General features: G+C 37.9%; 15 protein-coding genes and 3 pseudogenes. 13 read left to right on the top strand and 5 right to left on the bottom strand.

What is annotated here, in order from left to right; translation table 11 throughout:
- Window positions 1-72 precede the first annotated feature (72 nt).
- The 3 genes from NDM98_RS02355 to NDM98_RS02345 are packed head-to-tail and all read left to right on the top strand — an operon-like array spanning window position 73 to window position 2221.
- Window positions 73-951, top strand: coding sequence for an AraC family transcriptional regulator (locus tag NDM98_RS02355; RefSeq protein WP_251604249.1), 879 nt, complete (start codon window positions 73-75; stop codon window positions 949-951).
- Complete coding sequence (locus tag NDM98_RS02350; RefSeq protein WP_251604245.1) at window positions 945-1373, top strand: RbsD/FucU family protein; 429 nt, start codon at window positions 945-947, stop codon at window positions 1371-1373. The genes NDM98_RS02355 and NDM98_RS02350 overlap by 7 nt, the downstream gene beginning before the upstream one ends.
- Entirely contained in the window at window positions 1370-2221 is an 852-nt protein-coding gene (locus tag NDM98_RS02345; protein WP_251604242.1) for an amidohydrolase family protein, read from the top strand. Before NDM98_RS02350 ends, NDM98_RS02345 begins: the two co-directional genes overlap by 4 nt.
- 74 nt (window positions 2222-2295) lie before the next feature.
- On the opposite strand, the gene NDM98_RS02340 is transcribed toward NDM98_RS02345, so the two are convergent.
- The gene (locus NDM98_RS02340) at window positions 2296-3267 is read right to left on the bottom strand and encodes a helix-turn-helix transcriptional regulator (protein WP_251604238.1); all 972 of its coding nucleotides are present in this window, start codon (window positions 3265-3267) and stop codon (window positions 2296-2298) included.
- A gap of 93 nt (window positions 3268-3360) precedes the next feature.
- Between NDM98_RS02340 and NDM98_RS02335 the strand changes: the two genes are divergently transcribed.
- The 7 genes and pseudogenes from NDM98_RS02335 (at window position 3361) to NDM98_RS02305 (ending at window position 7890) form a co-directional block, all read left to right on the top strand.
- Entirely contained in the window at window positions 3361-4293 is a 933-nt protein-coding gene (locus NDM98_RS02335; RefSeq protein ID WP_251604235.1) for a Gfo/Idh/MocA family protein, read from the top strand.
- Between the two features lie 149 nt (window positions 4294-4442).
- A complete protein-coding gene (locus tag NDM98_RS02330; protein ID WP_251604232.1) occupies window positions 4443-5432 on the top strand; it encodes an efflux ABC transporter ATPase subunit, DrrA-related in 990 nt (329 codons plus the stop codon).
- Window positions 5429-6260: pseudogene (locus tag NDM98_RS02325) on the top strand (ABC transporter permease). The gene NDM98_RS02330 and the pseudogene NDM98_RS02325 overlap by 4 nt, the downstream one beginning before the upstream one ends.
- Before the next feature lie 147 nt (window positions 6261-6407).
- Window positions 6408-6779 (top strand): helix-turn-helix transcriptional regulator, encoded by a 372-nt coding sequence (locus tag NDM98_RS02320; protein ID WP_251604229.1) that lies wholly within the window; start codon window positions 6408-6410, stop codon window positions 6777-6779.
- A 102-nt stretch (window positions 6780-6881) separates the two neighbouring features.
- Window positions 6882-7028: a hypothetical protein gene (locus NDM98_RS02315; protein WP_251604226.1), complete on the top strand. Its 147-nt coding sequence runs from the start codon at window positions 6882-6884 to the stop codon at window positions 7026-7028.
- Entirely contained in the window at window positions 6997-7494 is a 498-nt protein-coding gene (locus NDM98_RS02310; RefSeq protein WP_251604223.1) for a GNAT family N-acetyltransferase, read from the top strand. Before NDM98_RS02315 ends, NDM98_RS02310 begins: the two co-directional genes overlap by 32 nt.
- Before the next feature lie 99 nt (window positions 7495-7593).
- Complete coding sequence (locus NDM98_RS02305; protein ID WP_251604221.1) at window positions 7594-7890, top strand: SRPBCC domain-containing protein; 297 nt, start codon at window positions 7594-7596, stop codon at window positions 7888-7890.
- 68 nt (window positions 7891-7958) lie between these two features.
- On the opposite strand, the gene NDM98_RS02300 is transcribed toward NDM98_RS02305, so the two are convergent.
- Window positions 7959-8561 carry a CHRD domain-containing protein gene (locus NDM98_RS02300; protein ID WP_251604218.1) on the bottom strand — a complete coding sequence of 201 codons (603 nt, stop codon included), beginning with the start codon at window positions 8559-8561 and terminating at the stop codon, window positions 7959-7961.
- A gap of 212 nt (window positions 8562-8773) precedes the next feature.
- Window positions 8774-11009: pseudogene (gene katG, locus NDM98_RS02295) on the bottom strand (catalase/peroxidase HPI).
- A gap of 747 nt (window positions 11010-11756) precedes the next feature.
- On the opposite strand from katG, the gene NDM98_RS02290 reads away from it, so the two are divergent.
- From NDM98_RS02290 to NDM98_RS02280, 3 genes and pseudogenes are all read left to right on the top strand, one after another.
- A complete protein-coding gene (locus NDM98_RS02290; protein WP_251604215.1) occupies window positions 11757-12128 on the top strand; it encodes a nuclear transport factor 2 family protein in 372 nt (123 codons plus the stop codon).
- Between the two features lie 220 nt (window positions 12129-12348).
- Window positions 12349-14611: pseudogene (locus NDM98_RS02285) on the top strand (ATP-binding cassette domain-containing protein).
- 905 nt (window positions 14612-15516) lie between these two features.
- The gene (locus NDM98_RS02280; RefSeq protein WP_251604213.1) at window positions 15517-16209 is read left to right on the top strand and encodes a M23 family metallopeptidase; all 693 of its coding nucleotides are present in this window, start codon (window positions 15517-15519) and stop codon (window positions 16207-16209) included.
- Window positions 16210-16577: 368 nt separating this feature from the next.
- On the opposite strand, the gene NDM98_RS02275 is transcribed toward NDM98_RS02280, so the two are convergent.
- Window positions 16578-17462, bottom strand: a complete 885-nt coding sequence (locus tag NDM98_RS02275; RefSeq protein WP_251604210.1) for a DUF6612 family protein — start codon at window positions 17460-17462, stop codon at window positions 16578-16580.
- A gap of 187 nt (window positions 17463-17649) precedes the next feature.
- Window positions 17650-18519: a YitT family protein gene (locus tag NDM98_RS02270; RefSeq protein ID WP_251604207.1), complete on the bottom strand. Its 870-nt coding sequence runs from the start codon at window positions 18517-18519 to the stop codon at window positions 17650-17652.
- Window positions 18520-18794 lie beyond the last annotated feature (275 nt).

Here is an 18794-nt window from a genome sequence, read left to right as displayed (position 1 = left end):
TATGCTTAAAGCTATAATAATAGCTTTTATTAGCCTGATTGTTGCTTATTTTATCCTAGGAGGTGTATGGGAATGGATCCTATTCGTAAAACGTTGTCACCAGTTGGAACGTTACCTTTCTCACTCATGCATAATCTCACAAAAGGTAGGAAGGAGGAGCTGCCAGATCATTCTCATGAATGGTGCGAATTAATTTATATTCATAGTGGAAAGGGCACATTTTTTATTGATCAAACATTTATTGAGCTCGAAAAGGGGGATTTAATCATCATTCCTCCTAATATCATTCATAAATCAATTTTAGAGGATAGAGAAACGCTGACCTCATCCGCTTTGTTTTTCTCGCCCACGATGCAGACCTTAACAACGGATCAGCGAATGATATTGTTTCAAACGAGTGTGAAGGCAAAGGAAGCAAGAATCTTTCGTCACAAATGTACTCAAAATGAACAGCAATTTGTGGAAGGTCATTTTAATCAGATTGATCAAGAAAGAACGAATAAGTGTACCAATTGGGAAGAGACTGTATCCTTACAAATTCTTATGCTAGTGATTCAGCTCAAACGATGGATGGAGCACTCAGTGGAGGAGCAAGAAATAATCCCTACAAATCTCACTTGGCTTAAAGCCAGTCTTGACTATATCGAGCTTAACCTTCATGAACCAATTCGTCTTGATAACTTGGCAAAAGAGGCAAACATAAGCCCTGTATATTTTAGCAAAAAATTCAAACGAACAATTGGCATGACAGTAAGTGATTTTCTTTTTAAGAAAAAGGTATTAAAAGCGAGAGAGCTTCTTGTACAAACCGATGAAAGCATTCAGTCAATTGCCGAACAATTAGGTTATCAGACAATGCCTCATTTTTATCGCTTATTTAAAAAAGAAACGGGCATCACACAGCTGCCTATCGAAAAAAACATACATTGTGAAAGGAGAATTACATGTTAAAAGGAATTCCATCTATACTAAGCCCAGAGTTAGTGAAGATTTTAATGGAAATGGGTCATGGCGATGAAATCGTTCTGGCAGACGCCCATTTTCCTGCTGCAAGCCATACCAATTGTTTGATCCGAAGTGATGGTACAGCTATCCCCGAACTATTAGAGGCGATTTTAAAGCTGTTTCCGCTCGATGACTATGTATCAGCCCCACTTATTTTAATGAAGGTTGTGCCAGGGGACGATGTCGAAACACCTATTTGGCAGGTCTATCAAAAAAAGGTTGGTTCATATTCTTTTGAGCATGTAGAACGGTTTGAATTCTATCAGCGTGCAAAGCAGGCGTATGCTATTATCGCAACGAGTGAAAAAGCACAATATGCCAATTTGATTATAAAAAAAGGTGTCGTGAAGGAGGAGGAATTGAGATGAGGATAGATGCGCATCAGCACTACTGGGAAATAAGCAAAGGGTATTATGATTGGATTAATGAAAATGATGATGTATTGTACAAGGATTATCAGCCCAGTGATCTGAACCCTCTACTAGTTAATCATAAGATGGATCAGTCCGTTACGGTTCAGGCTTCACCACTTTTGGAAGACACACAGTATTTACTTAAGCTTAGTGAAATAAATAAGTCGATTGCAGGTGTCGTTGGATGGGTGGATATGACAAGTAGTACCTATCAGGATGACTTGGAGAAGTTAAAACAACATCCAAAGTTTGTCGGTATTCGTGTGATGATTCAGGATATGGCGGATGCTGAGATCCTTTTAAATAAAACATATTTGAATGCGTTTTCATATTTAGAAGACAATCAGATTCCCGTTGATCTCTTGATTAAAGAGCATCAGTTACCTGTGATTGTTCAATTGCTTAAGCAGGTTCCTGAACTAAAAGCTGTAATTGATCATTTAGGAAAACCGAATATAGTAGATGGTGATCCTGGTTTCTGGAAGCGATATATGAAAGAGGTTGCAACATTTGCTAACGTTTACTGTAAGGTGTCAGGACTCGTTACTGAAGCCAAAAAAGACTGGGAGCAGGAGGACTTTGTTCCATATATTCAACATACCGTACAAATGTTCGGAATAAGTCGAGTGATGTTCGGCAGTGATTGGCCAGTTTGTCTATTAGCCGCATCTTATGATGATGTAATAACGATTGTTGAGGAAGCGCTTAGTACTCAGCTTACAGGAAAAGAATTTGATCAGTTATTTGGAGGCAATGCTATACGTTTTTATTCATTAGAAAACACTATTTTATTGCCGGAATAGCAAGTGGTGCTGTGAAAGAGTAGGAACCAAAAAAAACACTCCTTTGGGGGTGTTTTTTTGGTTGTAAGAGATCATTAATGAGGGTCATTGTTCTTATACTTGTCTAACAGATACTCAAGTGTTTGTTGGATGGTTTTACGTAATTCTTCAGGCTGCAGTACTTCTATGTATGGTAGTTGTTCATATATGACGCTTTTTGCGTATTCATAGTCATATAAATTTATTGTAAGTAATAGGCCAGAGTCGTTTTTAAGGCGGCTTAACACCTCATAACCAGAAAGGTGCCGTGCGTAATCCGCAGACATTGATAGTTGGACATGGTATTGTTCAGCTTTTATAAGCTTTCCAATAAACGCTTGTTTACTAGCGTCCCAGTATTGTTGGAGCGAAAAGTTGAGAGGGATCAGAAACTCTTCTTTTAACGTTTCTGCTGCTTTTATGCGTTCGCATTTAAATGTACGTATCTCATCACTTAGTTCACAGAATCCAATCACATACCAATCGGCCCTCTTCACAACAATTCCATATGGATGAATGATCCTCATTGAGGACGTTCCATTTACTTTCTCATAAGTAATTCGTATCTTACTTGATCGGAAGACAGCTGATAGAAGGTCATCTATATCTAATAAACGAATAGGGTCCTGCCACCATGAATCCTCATCAAAATGAAATCTCTTATTCATATTTTCCATTAAAGTATATCCATCTATTGAGGCATGCTGCTGTAGCTTTAAAAGTGTGTGATTTAATTTTATCGACATATCACTTTCTTTAACTGGTTGAATACCCATCCCACTTAGATACAAATTCATTAAATCTTGCTCATGAAGGTGGTTTAGTCCTGATGAATAGCCTTCCATAAGATGTATGCCACCATTTGGTCCTGTTGTGGTGGTTAAAGGGACGCCTGATTCACATAATTTATCGACATCTCGATAAATCGTTCGTAATGATACTTCAAGTTTCTCAGCAAGTTCATTTGCTTTAATGGTTCCTCGCGATTCAATCAAAAGCAAAATAGACATGAGTCGATGTACTTTCACATGATTCCACCTCTTTTGAAACATTGTTGACAATCTGTTGTCATAAATAGATTGATATGCTTTTAGTAGTAAATCAAAAAGGAGTTGTTTTTATTGAATATAGGCATATTAGGTACGGGTTTTGGCTATCATCACGCTGTGATATATAAGCAAGTAGCTGGTATTGATTCTATCACATTATTTGGTAGAGATAGAGATAAACTAAAAAAGATTGGCGAGGAGCTAGATATTCAAACAACAGATGATATTCATGAAGTGTTAACGAACCCAAACATTGATTTAATCGATGTTTGTTTACCAAGCTCATTACATAGACAATATGTAGTGGAAGCTCTTAAAAACGGCAAACATGTTTTCTGTGAGACACCAGTGGCTTTAACATTAGAAGATGCGGCTCTAATGCTTACTGCAGAAAAGACCTATAACAAACGTGTGTTCGTTCATCAGTTTATCAAACATGAGATGCCGAATGTTTACCTTTTTAAAGTGAAACAATCAGGAGAATTGGGTAGGTTAAAGGCTTTACATGTAAAAAGAACATCACCACCTTTGTGGGGGGATTTAGGCTTACATAACATTACCACCGACTTAATGATCCATGATTTTGACTTTATCACCTGGTTACTCGGTAGCCCATTACAAATAAATGCTCAAGGGATCAATGGGAGAAAAAGAGAATCACATATCCAGGCAGCATTAACTTATTCGGATACAATTGTTAGTGTGGAAGGTTCGTCCATGATGCCGTTTGCGGCACCATTCACTGTTGGGTACGAGGCTGTTTTTGAGGAAGGAAGAATTACGTACCAAGAAGATAGTTATCAAGATACAGTCGTGAATTCTTTTAAAAAGTATAAGGATAACAAGGAGGAAGACATACAAATAACAAACAAAAATTGCTATGAAGAATCATTAAAGCATGTGGTGGCGTGTTGTCAAACGAATGCGGGAACAAGATTAAGTCTAGATGCAGCAATAAAGTCCTTGGAAATCGCGATTAGGATTAAGGAACAAGTGTTAAGCTAATTCCTATTCACATGTTTTAGTACTAATTTGTACACCATATTGATAAGAATGAAAGGCAGAAGTGACATCGGATACTGGTGCTTTTACACACAATCAATTAAAATAATATTCAGAAAGTGAATAGACATAGAAAAGGGTGGTGAGATTGATTGAGCAATCATCTTTCAAATTCTGAGCTGGCTATTGAAGCAAACGGCTTAGTCAAAGTTTTTGGCAAACACCGAGCGGTTGATGAAGTTGATTTATCGATTAAAAAAGGCACCGTTTATGGATTCCTTGGTCCAAATGGTGCGGGTAAAACAACGACAATTCGTATGCTCGCTACACTTCTACCTCTAGATGAAGGGCAAGCACGAATTTTTGGACATGATCTTGCTACGGAAACATCAGATGTGCGAAGTCGAATCAGTTTAACTGGACAATACGCCTCTATCGATGAAGATCTGACAGGGATCGAAAACCTGGTACTGATTGCCAGGCTTATGGGCTATAATCGAACTCAAGCGAAGGCACGAGCGAAAGAACTTCTCCATGCCTTTGGTTTAGAGGAAGCTTCTAAAAGACAAGTTAAAAAATACTCAGGAGGTATGAGAAGACGAATTGATATTGCGGCAAGTATCGTGGTTACTCCTGAGCTGTTATTTCTTGATGAACCAACAACTGGACTTGACCCTAGAAGTCGTAATCAAGTGTGGGATATTGTACGTGCATTAGTGAGTGCAGGAACAACCGTTCTGCTCACTACTCAATACTTAGAAGAAGCTGATCAACTTGCGGACCGTATTGCTGTGATTAATCAAGGAAAAATCATTGCAGAAGGCACTAGTGATGAGCTAAAAGCATCTGTTGGCTCTGGTACGTTTCAATTACGTTTAAGTGATCCATCTAAAAGAGAGCAAGCCATCAATTTATTAGAGGGCGTAATAGATGGACCCATTCACACGGGAACAGATGCAGCAGCCCTAACCTCACAAGTGACTCATTCGTCTATTGTTGTTAAGGCTTTAAATGCGTTGGATGAAGCGGGAATCTCACTTAGTGATTTTTCACTTGGGCAACCAAGCCTGGATGAAGTCTTCTTAACCTTAACTGGAAAAACAGCTGAAGAGAATGACAGCAACAAGGAGGAAAGCGCATGAGTCAAAACGCCACAAAGGACGTAGATCAACGCCTTCATGATGCCATCGCATCCAGTGTCAAACCACCTCATCCGAGTGCGTTATCCTCATCTTTAACTTTCTCATCCAGAGCATTATTACGAATAAAACACGTACCAGAACAATTGTTCGATGTAACGATGTTCCCGATCATCTTTTTGTTAATGTTTACGTATTTATTCGGTGGAGCCATTGCCGGATCAACTGCGGATTACTTACAATTCTTATTACCAGGTATCTTAGTCATGACTGTTTCACAGATTACCATGTACACAGGCGTAGATTTAAATAATGATATCCGTAAAGGCGTCTTTGACCGCTTTAGAACGTTACCTATTTGGTTACCTTCAGCATTGGTAGGAGCTCTACTTGTCGATGCGGTCAGATATTTGATGGCATCAACAATCATGATTTTATTAGGATTATTGCTTGGGCTTTAGACCAGAGGGAGGATTGATTGGAGTTCTAGCTGCTTTGGGACTTATTTTAATCTTCTGTTTCAGTCTTTCCTGGATCTGGACGACACTTGGTATCATCATGCGCTCAGAAAAATCACTAATGATGGTGAGTATGATGGTGTTGTTTCCATTAACATTTGTCAGTAATGTATTTGTTGATCCGGAGACATTACCTAATATACTACAAGGTTTTGTTGATATTAATCCTATTTCCTTGTTAGTAACGGCTGTTAGAGGCTGTATGTATGGAACCGTAACAGGCGCAGAAGTAGGATGGGTGCTTTTAGCTTCAGCTATCTTTTTAGTTATTTTTGCTCCATTAACCATGTACTTATATCGAAATAAGAAATAAGCAGTAGTTCCTCCCTTGTGATTTGTTGTCATAAGGGAGGTTTTATTGTGTCATTTTTAAACTTCATGTCAGAAAGAGAGAAGGGACTGTATCACTTGATTCGACATTATTGTACAATTAGTACATTAAGGGGAGGGGGATTTTCTGGTGGGTAATTCAAGAAAGCCTTCAGGATTTTTGGTTAAACAGCGATTATTTATTAAGGGCTATCTCATCACCTATATTGAAAACAGTAGACCTTATGGCATCCAAATGCTTGATGAACTAAAGCAGCATTTTAAACCACTAGGATACTCGCCTAATCATGCTGAAATCTATCGAGCATTACATGAGCTGCTTGATGAAGGAATCGTACGTTCCGGGCAAAAAAAACTAAAAGAAGATTCGTATCAAGAGATAACAATCTATTACATACGTGACGCAGAAAAGGCATTAGCATTAAAGCGCTATGTTGAAGAAGAAGTCATTCGATCACAGAGTATTTTGCAAAAGGCCATTGAAGATTTTAATCTGGATTAGAGTTTGAAATTAAGGTTAATTGGGGAGGAATTATGACAAAAAAATCGAAAGGAGTAACGACAGAAGTGCAATTAAAATGAGCAATTAAGTCATGGAGGTACTATGATTCAATTTAACGGAACGCCTCAACTAGAAACGGAAAGACTTCTGCTTAGAAAATTTACAATGGACGATGTGTTTGATGCTTTTAATCACTGGCTGTCAGACGAACGAGTAAGTGATCAACGTATCAGCCCAAGCTCATGTTGATATTAAACAAACGATCTCGCGTTTACATAAGATAATAAGCGAATATGAGAGCAATCGTTTTTGTTATTGGGCCATTGTTTTAAAAGCTACAAATGAGTTAATCGGAGAAATTGATCTATATGATTTTGAAGAAGCCACCGAAAATTGTCACGTTAGTTATTCTTTTGGATACAACTGGTGGAACAACGGTTTTGCAACAGAAGCTTTAAAAGCGGTGATTGAGTTTGGGTTTCAACAGATGAGGGTTCATAAGATCTGCGCCGCTCATAATACAGACAATCCTGCCTCTGGAAAAGTCATGACCAAAGCAGGCATGCAGCAAGAAGGGATCATCAGGCACATGATACGTAATGCAAAACATCAATACAAAGACTGTATTGTATATGGAATGCTTCAAGGTGACTACAAAGTAGAAGAGGAGGCGTATGATGGACATCCCACATATCACACAAAAGACTCGTATTGAAAAATCTATTGATGAGGTTTATCAAACAATTATCTCAGCTGAAGAATGGAACAAGTGGTTTACAGATGAAACCACAATAAGCCCTCATATATAACGCTTGTGTGGACCAATTGGGGCAAAGAACGAATCACAATAAAAGATGGAGGGAGGATCGTTAATCAAATTCAAGATAAACACTTTTCATTTGAATGGTCACCTGCAAATCAGCTAACAACTACTGTCAGTTTTGATCTTGAAGAAGCCGAGGGTGGAGGCACATACATTACTGTCACAGAAACTGGATACACAAAGGATCATTTAAGTACACTCGTTCATTGTGCAGGTGGCTTGGGAGAGGCCTTAATGTTGTTGAAGGCTTATATGGAGTACGGGATCAAATTGAGAACAAACGTATAGAAAAATCGGTAACCCCTTACAAGAAGGAATTACCGAAAGATATTTAATATCAATCATTTGCACCTATATTATCTAGTAAAAAAAGAAGTGATGCTATTCCAGGCATTCATAAACCATCCTTGATTACTTGCACCGCCAAATCCTGTTTGCGGCATTTCTTTAGGCATCTTAGCTGCATCTTGTGCATATTCATCTAATTGTCCACGGAGCTCTCCATCCGGATACTCTTCTGTATGGATATCAATGTATACTTCTCCAGCAACTAATGCCATAGAAAACTCTTGCCAAGTTAGTTCACCTACGAGGTCATCCTCTGTTAATGTTCCTGAGGCAACATCTCCGTTATAATCCATTGGCTCATCTGTTTCAAACAAGACTAACTCTTTAGGAGGGCCGTTTTCTCCTTTTGGACCACTGTGAAGGTGGCCAGCTACTGCATCTTCCAGATACTCAGCTTCAACCCAATATTCCAAAGATTCTCCATCTTCACTCACTTGAATATGAGCTTCACCCGTTGCATCACTTTTCACTTCAATGTCTTCATTCACTACCTCATACGGCGTTAGTTCAACTAAAAATTCTCTTCCTTCGTGATCGGCTAAAGCTGTGCCTGAAAACGTTGTAAATGCCAAAGCAGATGCAAACGTTGTTGCGATTATTGCTTTTTTCATGAATAGTACCCCTCTCAAAAAGTTTTTATAGTCATGCTTCATTACATAACTACCTATTATGGTAACGAGAGAACGTTCTTATAGGATCACAATTTTTAAAAAATTCTATTATTATTTTCGTGAAAACTAGTTAATAGAATGTAAAGTAGAATAGAGAGTACAAAAAAATAGACACAGACCCTTGTAGGTCACGTGTCTATTTTTTATAAGAATTAAGCCAATTGAGTTTTCTTAGACTTTAGATCAAAACGATCGGCGTTTAGTACTTTTACCCATGCCGCAATAAAGTCAGCGACGAATTTTCCTTTGTTATCATCTTGTGCATACACTTCTGAAATGGCACGTAATACTGAGTTTGAACCAAATACAAGATCCACTCGGGATGCTGTGCGCAATACTTGTCCAGTTTTGCGATCGCGACCTTCGTATTTGCTGCCATCAACAGGCTTCCATTCAATATTGTTATCAAGAAGATTGGTGAAAAAGTCATTTGAAAGGGTACCAACATTCTCAGTGAAGACACCTAAATCAGTTTGTTTGTAGTTTGCACCCAATACTCTCAGACCACCAACTAGTGCTGTCATTTCTGGAGCAGTTAGACCAAGAAGTTGCGCTTTGTCTACTAGAAGCTCTTCAGCTGTAACGCTGTACTGATTCTTTTGATAGTTACGGAACCCATCAGCAAACGGCTCTAACACATCAAAGCTTTCTGCATCTGTTTGTTCTTGTGTTGCATCACCACGTCCTGCAGCAAATGGAACAGTTATATCAAATCCTGCGTCCTGCGCTGCTTTCTCAACTGCAGCAGTTCCGCCAATAACGATTAAATCGGCGATACTCACATTTTTCTCAGTTGTAGCTTGGATATCTTCTAGTACATGTAACACTTTTGAAAGCTGCTCAGGCTGATTCACTTCCCAATTTCGTTGTGGCTCAAGACGGATACGTGCACCATTTGCACCACCACGCTTGTCTGATTCACGGAACGTCGCAGCAGAAGCCCAAGCCGTAGAAACGAGCTCACTAACAGTAAGTTCAGAGTTGAGAAGAGTTTCTTTTAATTCAGCAATTTCTTCCTCTGTTAATTCATAATCAACCGCTGGAACAGGGTCTTGCCATACAAGCTCTTCCTGTGGAACTTCTGGTCCTAAATATCTGTCGCGTGGTCCCATGTCACGATGAAGTAACTTAAACCAAGCACGAGCAAACACATCAGCAAATTCTTCAGGATTTTGATGGAAGTGGCGAGAAATTTTCTCGTACGCTTGGATCCATACGTAAGGCCATATCAGCTGTTGTCATAATTGTTTTCACGCGAATTGAGGCATCCTCAGCATCTGGAGCAAGGTGTTTCTCATCTTGATCAATTGCTGCCCATTGATAGGCACCTGCAGGGCTCTTAGTTAATTCCCATTCGTAACCGAACAACAGATCAAAGAAGCCGTTATCCCATTGCGTAGGATTTGCTGTCCAAGCACCCTCAATTCCACTTGTGATGGTGTCACTGCCTTTTCCGCTTCCGTGTGAGCTAATCCATCCTAAGCCTTGTGCTTCAAGAGGTGCAGCTTCTGGTTCTGGACCAACCTGCTCGGCATCACCAGCTCCGTGCGCCTTGCCAAAGGTATGTCCGCCAGCAATTAAAGCAACGGTTTCTTCGTCATTCATACCCATACGAGCAAACGTTTCACGAATATCACGGCCGCTTCCTACAGGATCAGGCTTACCATTTGGACCTTCTGGATTGACATAGATAAGTCCCATTTGAACCGCAGCAAGTGGGTCTTCAAGCTGACGATCACCTGTGTAACGATTATCTCCAAGCATTTCAGTTTCGTTACCCCAATACACATCTTCTTCTGGATGCCAGATATCTTCTCGGCCACCACCGAAACCAAATGTTTTACCACCCATTGATTCGATCGCAACATTACCTGTTAATAGAAGCAAGTCAGCCCACGAGATTTTATTTCCGTACTTTTGTTTAATTGGCCATAATAGACGACGTGCTTTGTCAACGTTGGCATTATCTGCCCAGCTATTAAGTGGCGCAAAACGTTGATTGCCGCTATTACCGCCTCCACGACCATCACCAGTACGGTATGTACCAGCAGCGTGCCATGCCATCCGAATAAATAGGGGACCATAATGACCATAATCAGCCGGCCACCAGTCTTGGCTATCTGTCATTAAATCATGAAGATCCTTTTTCAAGGCATCATAATCAAGCTTTTTAAATTCCGCTGCATAATCAAATTCTTCTCCAAATGGATTCGATTTTTTGTCATGCTGATGTAAAATATTTAGGTTTAACTGATTTGGCCACCAATCTTTATTGGTTGTACCACTAGACTCTGCGCTTGTTGTACTCCCGTGTAAGAAAGGGCATTTCCCTCCAGAATCATTTCCATCTGGATTATTCGCTTCAGAAATTATGTTATTACGGCTCATGCTAATTCCCCATTTCTTTGTATAATTTTGTAGAACAAACACGAAAACAACTATCAGATGATAATAGTTATTATGTAATCATTATAATAAAAGGTTAATAGAATTGAAAGAGATAACTTACAAAACATCGATTGTTTATTTTGCCTTAGTGAAAAGAACGTTGTTTTGTCATACTTTAATGATAATATCTGAGAGTAGATGATAGTTAGAGCGGATAGTAGTCTATAATTCCCTAATAAGAGAAAGTATACTGATAGAAACTAAATCTAGAAGAGGAGGTTAGTAATACAATAAAAATGAAAATAAATAAAAGGAGGAATAACCATTAATAAAAATAGCGAAGTGAATGTGAATAGTACATTATCCATTCTAACCTTAATTATCGGAATATATAGTATATTGATCACTTTACTTTCAGGAGCTCTTTTTGGATTAATAGGTGTAATAGGAATTATTGTAGGCGCTAAAGCAAGGAGTAAACCACATAATAAAAAAATGGTTAATTGGGGTATGTCGCTAAGTATTGTACCTGTAGCTATTTTTGGTCTCATGCTTATTTTATCATTGGTAAGACTCTTGGCTTGGTTTCTAATACAAAGATATGAATGAAAGATCTACTAAGGGTTTACTAAATTATTCTCAGAGATTGTGAAATAACGTACTTCCACTAACAGGACAGAATAATTGATGAACAATGCCCTCTAAGTTAAAAATATCTACATTGAGAAGAGAAAGGGTGAATCTGAAATGGATGATAATTGTTCTCTAAAAGAAATTTTACTTAATTTAGAAGAGAAATTATTGAAACCGGAGATTAGGGCATCAAAAGATGAGCTTACTCAATTACTTTCAAAAGATTTTTTCGAGATTGGAAGTTCCGGTAAAGTTTTGTATAAAAATGCGACCATAAGTGAAATAAGTCTTAGTGTGGTAAATATGAAATTAAGTGATTTTGAAATTCATCCATTGTCTGAACAAATAGTTTTAACGACTTACAGTGTATATAACAATGTAAGTAAACAACATTCCTTACGTAGTTCCATATGGAAACTAACTGATGGAAATTGGAAAATGCAGTTTCATCAAGGTACACTCACATCTCAATTACATAAAACTTAAACAGCACACAAAACGTTTCTATGATGGTGATGAAACACTCTTTGAAGAAAGCCTTGAAAAAGCCTTAGAAATCAACAAGACGTTCTCAAAACCCCTAAAACGTGCATAAATTACTTCCGGAACATTGAACACTAATAAACTATACAACCTTAAAACCGAAACCATTAATCATAATGGTATAATTAGTCCCTAATACAGGACGCGTGGAAGGACGATGAACATGACTAAACCAACTCAAGAATACATATCTATTTCTGGAGCAAGGGAAAACAATTTAAATAATGTGTCGTTACAAATCCCTAAGCGAAAGATCACCATTTTTACCGGTGTTTCTGGTTCCGGGAAGTCTTCCATTGTTTTTGATACGATTGCTGCGGAATCCACACGTTTACTAAATGAAAACTTCAGCATGTTTGTGCGTACATTTCTACCTCGTGTACCACAGCCAGATGCCGATGCCATTGAGAACTTGAGCATGTCTGTCATTGTTGATCAAAAACGCTTGGGTGGAGGTTCTCATTCGACAATGGGCACAATCACCGATATTTCGCCTATTATGCGCTTGCTTTTTTCTAGAGTGGGAGAGCCTCACATTGGGCAAGCAAATATGTTTTCATTTAATGATCCCAAAGGCATGTGCGTCGAATGTAATGGAATCGGTCGCAAATTAGGAGTAGACCTAAGAAAAGTGGTTGATCTGTCAAAGTCCTTAAATGATGGAGCGATTTTGTTGCCTGATTATGGTGTAGATAAGTGGGAGTGGAACATCCTTATACAAACAGGGTTCTTTGATTCAAGTAAAAAGCTGAGTGATTACTCAGAAGGAGATTTGGAGCAGCTGTTATACGGAAAAGCCCAGAAAATTAAGATGGATTTCGCCGGTAAAGCCATGAACATCACCGTGGAAGGCGTCGTAGAGAAGTTTACGAATAAATATATAAAGCGTGATTTGAAAACCATGTCTGAACGTACACAAAAAGCTGTTGCTCCTTTCATATCAGAAGGTCCATGCCCAAGCTGTAAGGGAGCTAGACTAAGTCAAGCCGCGCTTAACTGTAAGATTAATGATTTAAACATTGCAGAAATGTCATCTATGGAGGTTGGCAAGCTCATTCGGATTGTAAAAGAGATTGATGATCCGGTTGCCACTCCTGTCATTTCCTCGTTAATCGGGCGGTTACAGCATTTAGAGGATATCGGTCTTGATTATTTAACACTAAATCGTGAGACGGATACGTTGTCAGGCGGTGAGTCTCAAAGAGTTAAAATAGTTAAGCATTTGAGTGGTAGTCTTGTAGACGTTACCTATATCTTTGATGAACCAAGTGTTGGCCTACATTCCCGTGATGTGCATCGATTAAATGAGTTACTTGAGAAGCTACGTGATAAGGGTAATACAGTTATTGTTGTTGAACATGATCCGGATGTTATAAAGGTAGCAGATCATATTGTAGATGTAGGTCCACATGCTGGTAGTCGTGGTGGTTCAATTATGTATGAGGGAAGCTTCCAAGGATTGTTGGAAGCAGATACGTTAACGGGTACACATATGAAACGACCAATACTACTAAAGCAGGAGAGTAGGCAGCCGGTAAGTAAACTGTCGGTTACAGATGCAAATCTTCATAATTTACAACATGTGAGTGTAGATATTCCGACAGGTGTTCTTACCGTCGTAACTGGCGTTGCTTGGATCAGGCAAAAGTTCATTAATCAACAACGTTTTCTTGGATCAGAATCCAGATACCATTGTCATTGACCAATCAGCCATAGGTGGCTCAACACGCTCCAATCCCGCTACATACACTGGTATCATGGATCAGGTTCGTAAGGCTTTTGCTTCTGCAAACAAAGTGAGTCCAGGGTTATTTAGCTTTAATTCCAAAGGAGCTTGTGAGAATTGCCAAGGACAAGGTGTGGTTTATACGGATCTTGCATTTCTAGACAGTGTAAAATTGCCATGTGAAGTGTGCGAAGGGAAACGATTTAAGGAAGAAGTGCTTGAGTATAAGCTAGACGGAAAATCCATTGCTGATGTATTAAGCATGACAGTTGAACAAGCCTTGCAATTTTTCCAGATAAAAGAGGTGGTACGAAAACTGCAGGCCATGAGTGACGTTGGACTGAACTACATTACACTTGGTCAACCACTCAGCACGCTGTCTGGAGGAGAATGCCAACGAATTAAACTCGCAAGTGAACTCCATAAAAAAGGCAGCATCTATGTCTTAGACGAACCAACAACAGGTCTGCATATGTCGGACATTGAGCATCTTATGGCTATTCTGAATCGACTTGTTGATGCAGGAAATACCGTCATTGTCATAGAGCATAACCTAGAGGTCATCAGTCAAGCTGATTGGATCATTGATATGGGACCAGACGGAGGCAGCAGAGGTGGACAAGTTGTATTTGAGGGTACACCTTTAGAGATTATTCAAAACAAGCTATCGATTACAGGGAGATATCTAATGCAGGATTAATGCTAACTGATAACAGGAGGTGTTATCAAATGAGAAAGAAGTCAAAAGTAATAATATTCTTAGCTTGGAATGGCTACCTACTTTGTCGGCACGATTCTATACCGGATTTCCCTAAAATAGAAAGAATTAACTACGTCAAATATTGGCGTAGTTTTTGTGTTAAGTGATTGTTATTTTCCATAAGAACTTAAGTGAACATCACATCTCATATGCCTCAACTTGCTTATGTCATATTAAAAGCTTTTTGGGGAGAAATTTAAGGAATAAAGTGCTGAATGAGATGAATATTAGATGGATTTCTATTATAGAAAGAGTATTTTTAATTGGTTTTGGCTTGTGGTTATAAAGCATTTCAAGATTTGATTGACATGATCTATCTAGCTTTTATAAGAGGTTATAGAAGTACATAAAAAGATTTCGTACTTAGCAGAAGACTCCCTTTCATGTTATAATTTTGGTAGAAACATACAGTGAAGTGCCAGGCCTATGATTACAACAGACTTAGCATATGTCATTCTAAGTTTTGGAATGTATACATAACTATAGTGATTGTTGTAATTATGAATATTGAAACAAAAAAATAACCACCCCTAGCTGTGCCTAGCTTTTGAAAGGGTGGTTAACTCTTGTTATATAACCAGATGGGCTTGTCGTACTTCATGAGGGAACTTGAAAGGAGTAGGTGCGAAAACACCTGCGTCTTATTAATTGTATATGCATAATTTACTTCACCTATTCAAAGCATGCAACTAGAGGTCAAGGTAGGAGAGAGCTCTTTCTTAATAATATGCTAGTTTTTAATACCCTAAGCATTGGAGAACAGCAGAGAGGCTTACAAACCAAAATATTTTACGTACCAATGTCATTCAAACAAAATACATTGTAAAACAAAGGAGGGACATGAAATGATTGATGCGCGTGAACCGATAATTGTAGAGTTTCCTTTACGAGGAGAATGGTACTCTCCTAACACACCAGGGACAAAAATTCCAAGTCACGGTACAAACCAATTTGGATCAAGATATGCTTATGACTTTATTCAAGTGGATTGGGAAAGAAAAGGATGGCCAGCCTATCGTACTAGTTTGGCGCAATATCTACTTTTTGGAGTTCCTTTAGACGATTATTATTGTTGGGGGCAAGAAGTGTTTGCTCCTTGTGAAGGAATCATTATCCAAGCAGAGGATGGTTATAAAGAACGAGCAAGAACAAAATTGCTTTCAGATATGTCTAATGCATATAAAAATGCTAATTATTTCGACCCGAAAAAAGACGATATTCAATCAGTTGCTGGCAACTACATCATTATAGAGTGTGACGACAATGTATATGCTGGATTAGTCCATCTTCAAACAGGGTCAATTCAGGTTTCAGTTGGTCAGCGTGTAGTAAAAGGTGAAGTTATAGGTAGAGTTGGTCATTCAGGGAACTCCTTTGCTCCGCATTTGCATTTTCAACTTATGGATAGTAGTGACATAGCTAAGACAAACGGACTGCCTTTTGCTTTTGAACAATATGAAATATTTAAAAATGGCTTATGGGAAAAAGTAAGTAATGGAATCCCAACAAACAAGGATAGAATAAGATTTCAAAAATAGTGATGAATGGGAATAAATTTAAACTCTATAAAGTGGTACCGCCAGAAAAATAGGCATAAGTTGCAAAAATGGAATTAATCGATATTATCATTTAAAAAAATATGGAGATATTACCGAGTGATTCTGGACTACCATCTAAACTACCAGTCGTGAACAAAAACAAACTGATTAGCTGATAATTTCCAAGCTGGGATCAAAGAATGGAATCTGAATACTGAACTAACGAAAAGCTTTAATCCGTAAAAACTATTAGGTTTACATAATATATATTATCGGAACCAAAACGTTTTTAACAAAATTGGTCTCAATATCTAAGTATTCTTCTTGTTTTGAGACAAAAGAAAAAAACCGAGTGTTTATCATTCGGTTTAATCATCTGAACCAGTTAGTGAATTTCCTAGTTCCATTTTATATTCCTCAGAATCATTAATGATATGATCTGGGATTATGATTGTTTCTGTGTCATTGTAATCTGTAATGTCAGTCTGAATGTTTATTTCGACGTCAACTGGTTCTCCTTCAAACGTTGTATTTAATTGAATGGAGATTTCTACTTTATCCTGTAGATATGTGTCTTTATTAATATACAAGTCATAATCAATGGCTTCTATCTCCATTTGATTAACAATATCAACGGACTGCTGTTCGTTTGCTAAGTTACTAATCCGATAAAGCTGCATAACAGCTTCTCGTACTTCAAGTCCTCTTCCTTCTAAACTCAAAATATGGTAGTTATCCGTTCTTTCTAACTCGATGTTTTCCTTGTATTCTTCCATTAAATCAAGGTATCTGTTTACCTCAAATTGAGGGTTTTGAAAACTAAGTAGGTCTTCTGTTAATTCCAAAGGAACTTCCATCCAAATATTCGAGGAATTATTCAATAAAAAGGCCATATCTTCTTTTACATACTGCTCTGCTTCTGTGTTTTCAGTTCTAGAAGAATGTGAGTTGCTTACAGATGTTTCGAGTTTTTGGTGATAGGCAAACGGAGATTCGTTATAATAGGTTAAACCGTAACTCGTTATCGTTTCTCGTCTTTCTTCCCCTCTTGAAATGACCTGGGTGTTGTCAGAACTTAACGTAAAATTGTTGACTTCACTTAACGATGCTTTGGATTTTTGTATGATCTCATTAATTGTTGGCTCTTTCTCTTGATCAGTTATACTTTGATTACCTTCTTCGTTTGCCACGCAAGATGTTAATAGGCAAAGGCTAACTAGCAGCAAAAGTTTTTTAAGAACTTCTTTTACCATGATATACTCCCTTTTCTAAAACCAGTTAAAAACATTCCCTTATTTTCATATTAATACACATTATATCATATTTAATGCGTGAGTATCTCGCGTTTTGGTAAAGTCCTCTTTTTTCACATCTAAATACCTACTTGAATTAAAGCAAAAAAGCGAACAGCAAAATGCTGTCCACTTTTTTTTGGTTATTTTAATGAACACCTGATTTAAATGTAGATCCATGAGCCTCTTGTGTATTCATAATTGTGATAAACGCTTTTTTATCTATATCCGTTACGATGTTTTTCAACGTCATCACTTCAAGCCTTGTTACAACCACATATAATATCTCTTTCTTGTCGTTTTTGAACCCGCCTTTTCCACTTAACATTGTAATCCCACGACCAAGCTCTGACGTAATTGCATCTGCAAGCTCATCATAATAATCCGACACGATTAATACCGCTTTTGTTTCATCAATACCTTGAATCACGACATCAATGGTTTTTGCTGCTATAAAATATGTAATAATCGAATACATTGCTTGCTCTGCTCCAAGCACATATCCTGCCCATGCAAAGACGAAAACATTAAAAAGCATGACAAATTCCCCAACTGAAAAAGGAAATTTCTTTGAAAATAAAATCCCAAGTATCTCGGTACCGTCAAGTGCGCCTCCATATCTAATGACAATTCCCACACCTGCTCCCAAGAACACTCCTCCAAATACAGTTGCAAGTAAAGGAGATGTTGTGAATGCAGGTAAGTGTAAATGATGTAAATATGTTTCACCTAGAGATAATGTAATGATTCCAATAAGTGATGATAGCAAAAATTTATTACCTATAAATTTGTAGCCGAAATAGAGAAATGGAAGATTAATGATAAAAACGAGAATCCCAAAATTAATATTTGTTAGGTTATTGAGAATAAGCGAGATCCCAATGATCCCTCCATCAATGATAGAACTAGGTAATAAAAATAACTCAATCGAACCCGCAGCCATTATTGCACCTATTATGATTAAGACAATTCGCCCTATCAAGTGCAGTAATGTCTCCTTTTTGTGTTTTCTGGGCATTTCTATACGTCCTTTCCATACACGAAGCATTCCGTCTTTAAAAGTATATCAAATTGTGTCGAAATAAAGAAATGTCTTTTTTGTTTATAGGTCTTTTGGTTTATTTATTTTGATTTTAAGTATAATTATCATCGTTTATTATTTACTTGTTCCTGCGATATCGACAAGTATTTTTTAATGTTTACACATCATTTATCCTTATTTTCATTCAATTAATGGTAAATTACTAAGTCTTAACAAGCATTTTAATAGAACTTCATCCCATTCTTACTAAC

The organism is Alkalicoccobacillus plakortidis (assembly GCF_023703085.1).
In the GTDB taxonomy this organism is placed as follows: Bacteria; Bacillota; Bacilli; order Bacillales; family Bacillaceae_D; genus Alkalicoccobacillus; species Alkalicoccobacillus plakortidis.
This window is presented reverse-complemented; position numbering and strand designations above follow the sequence as displayed.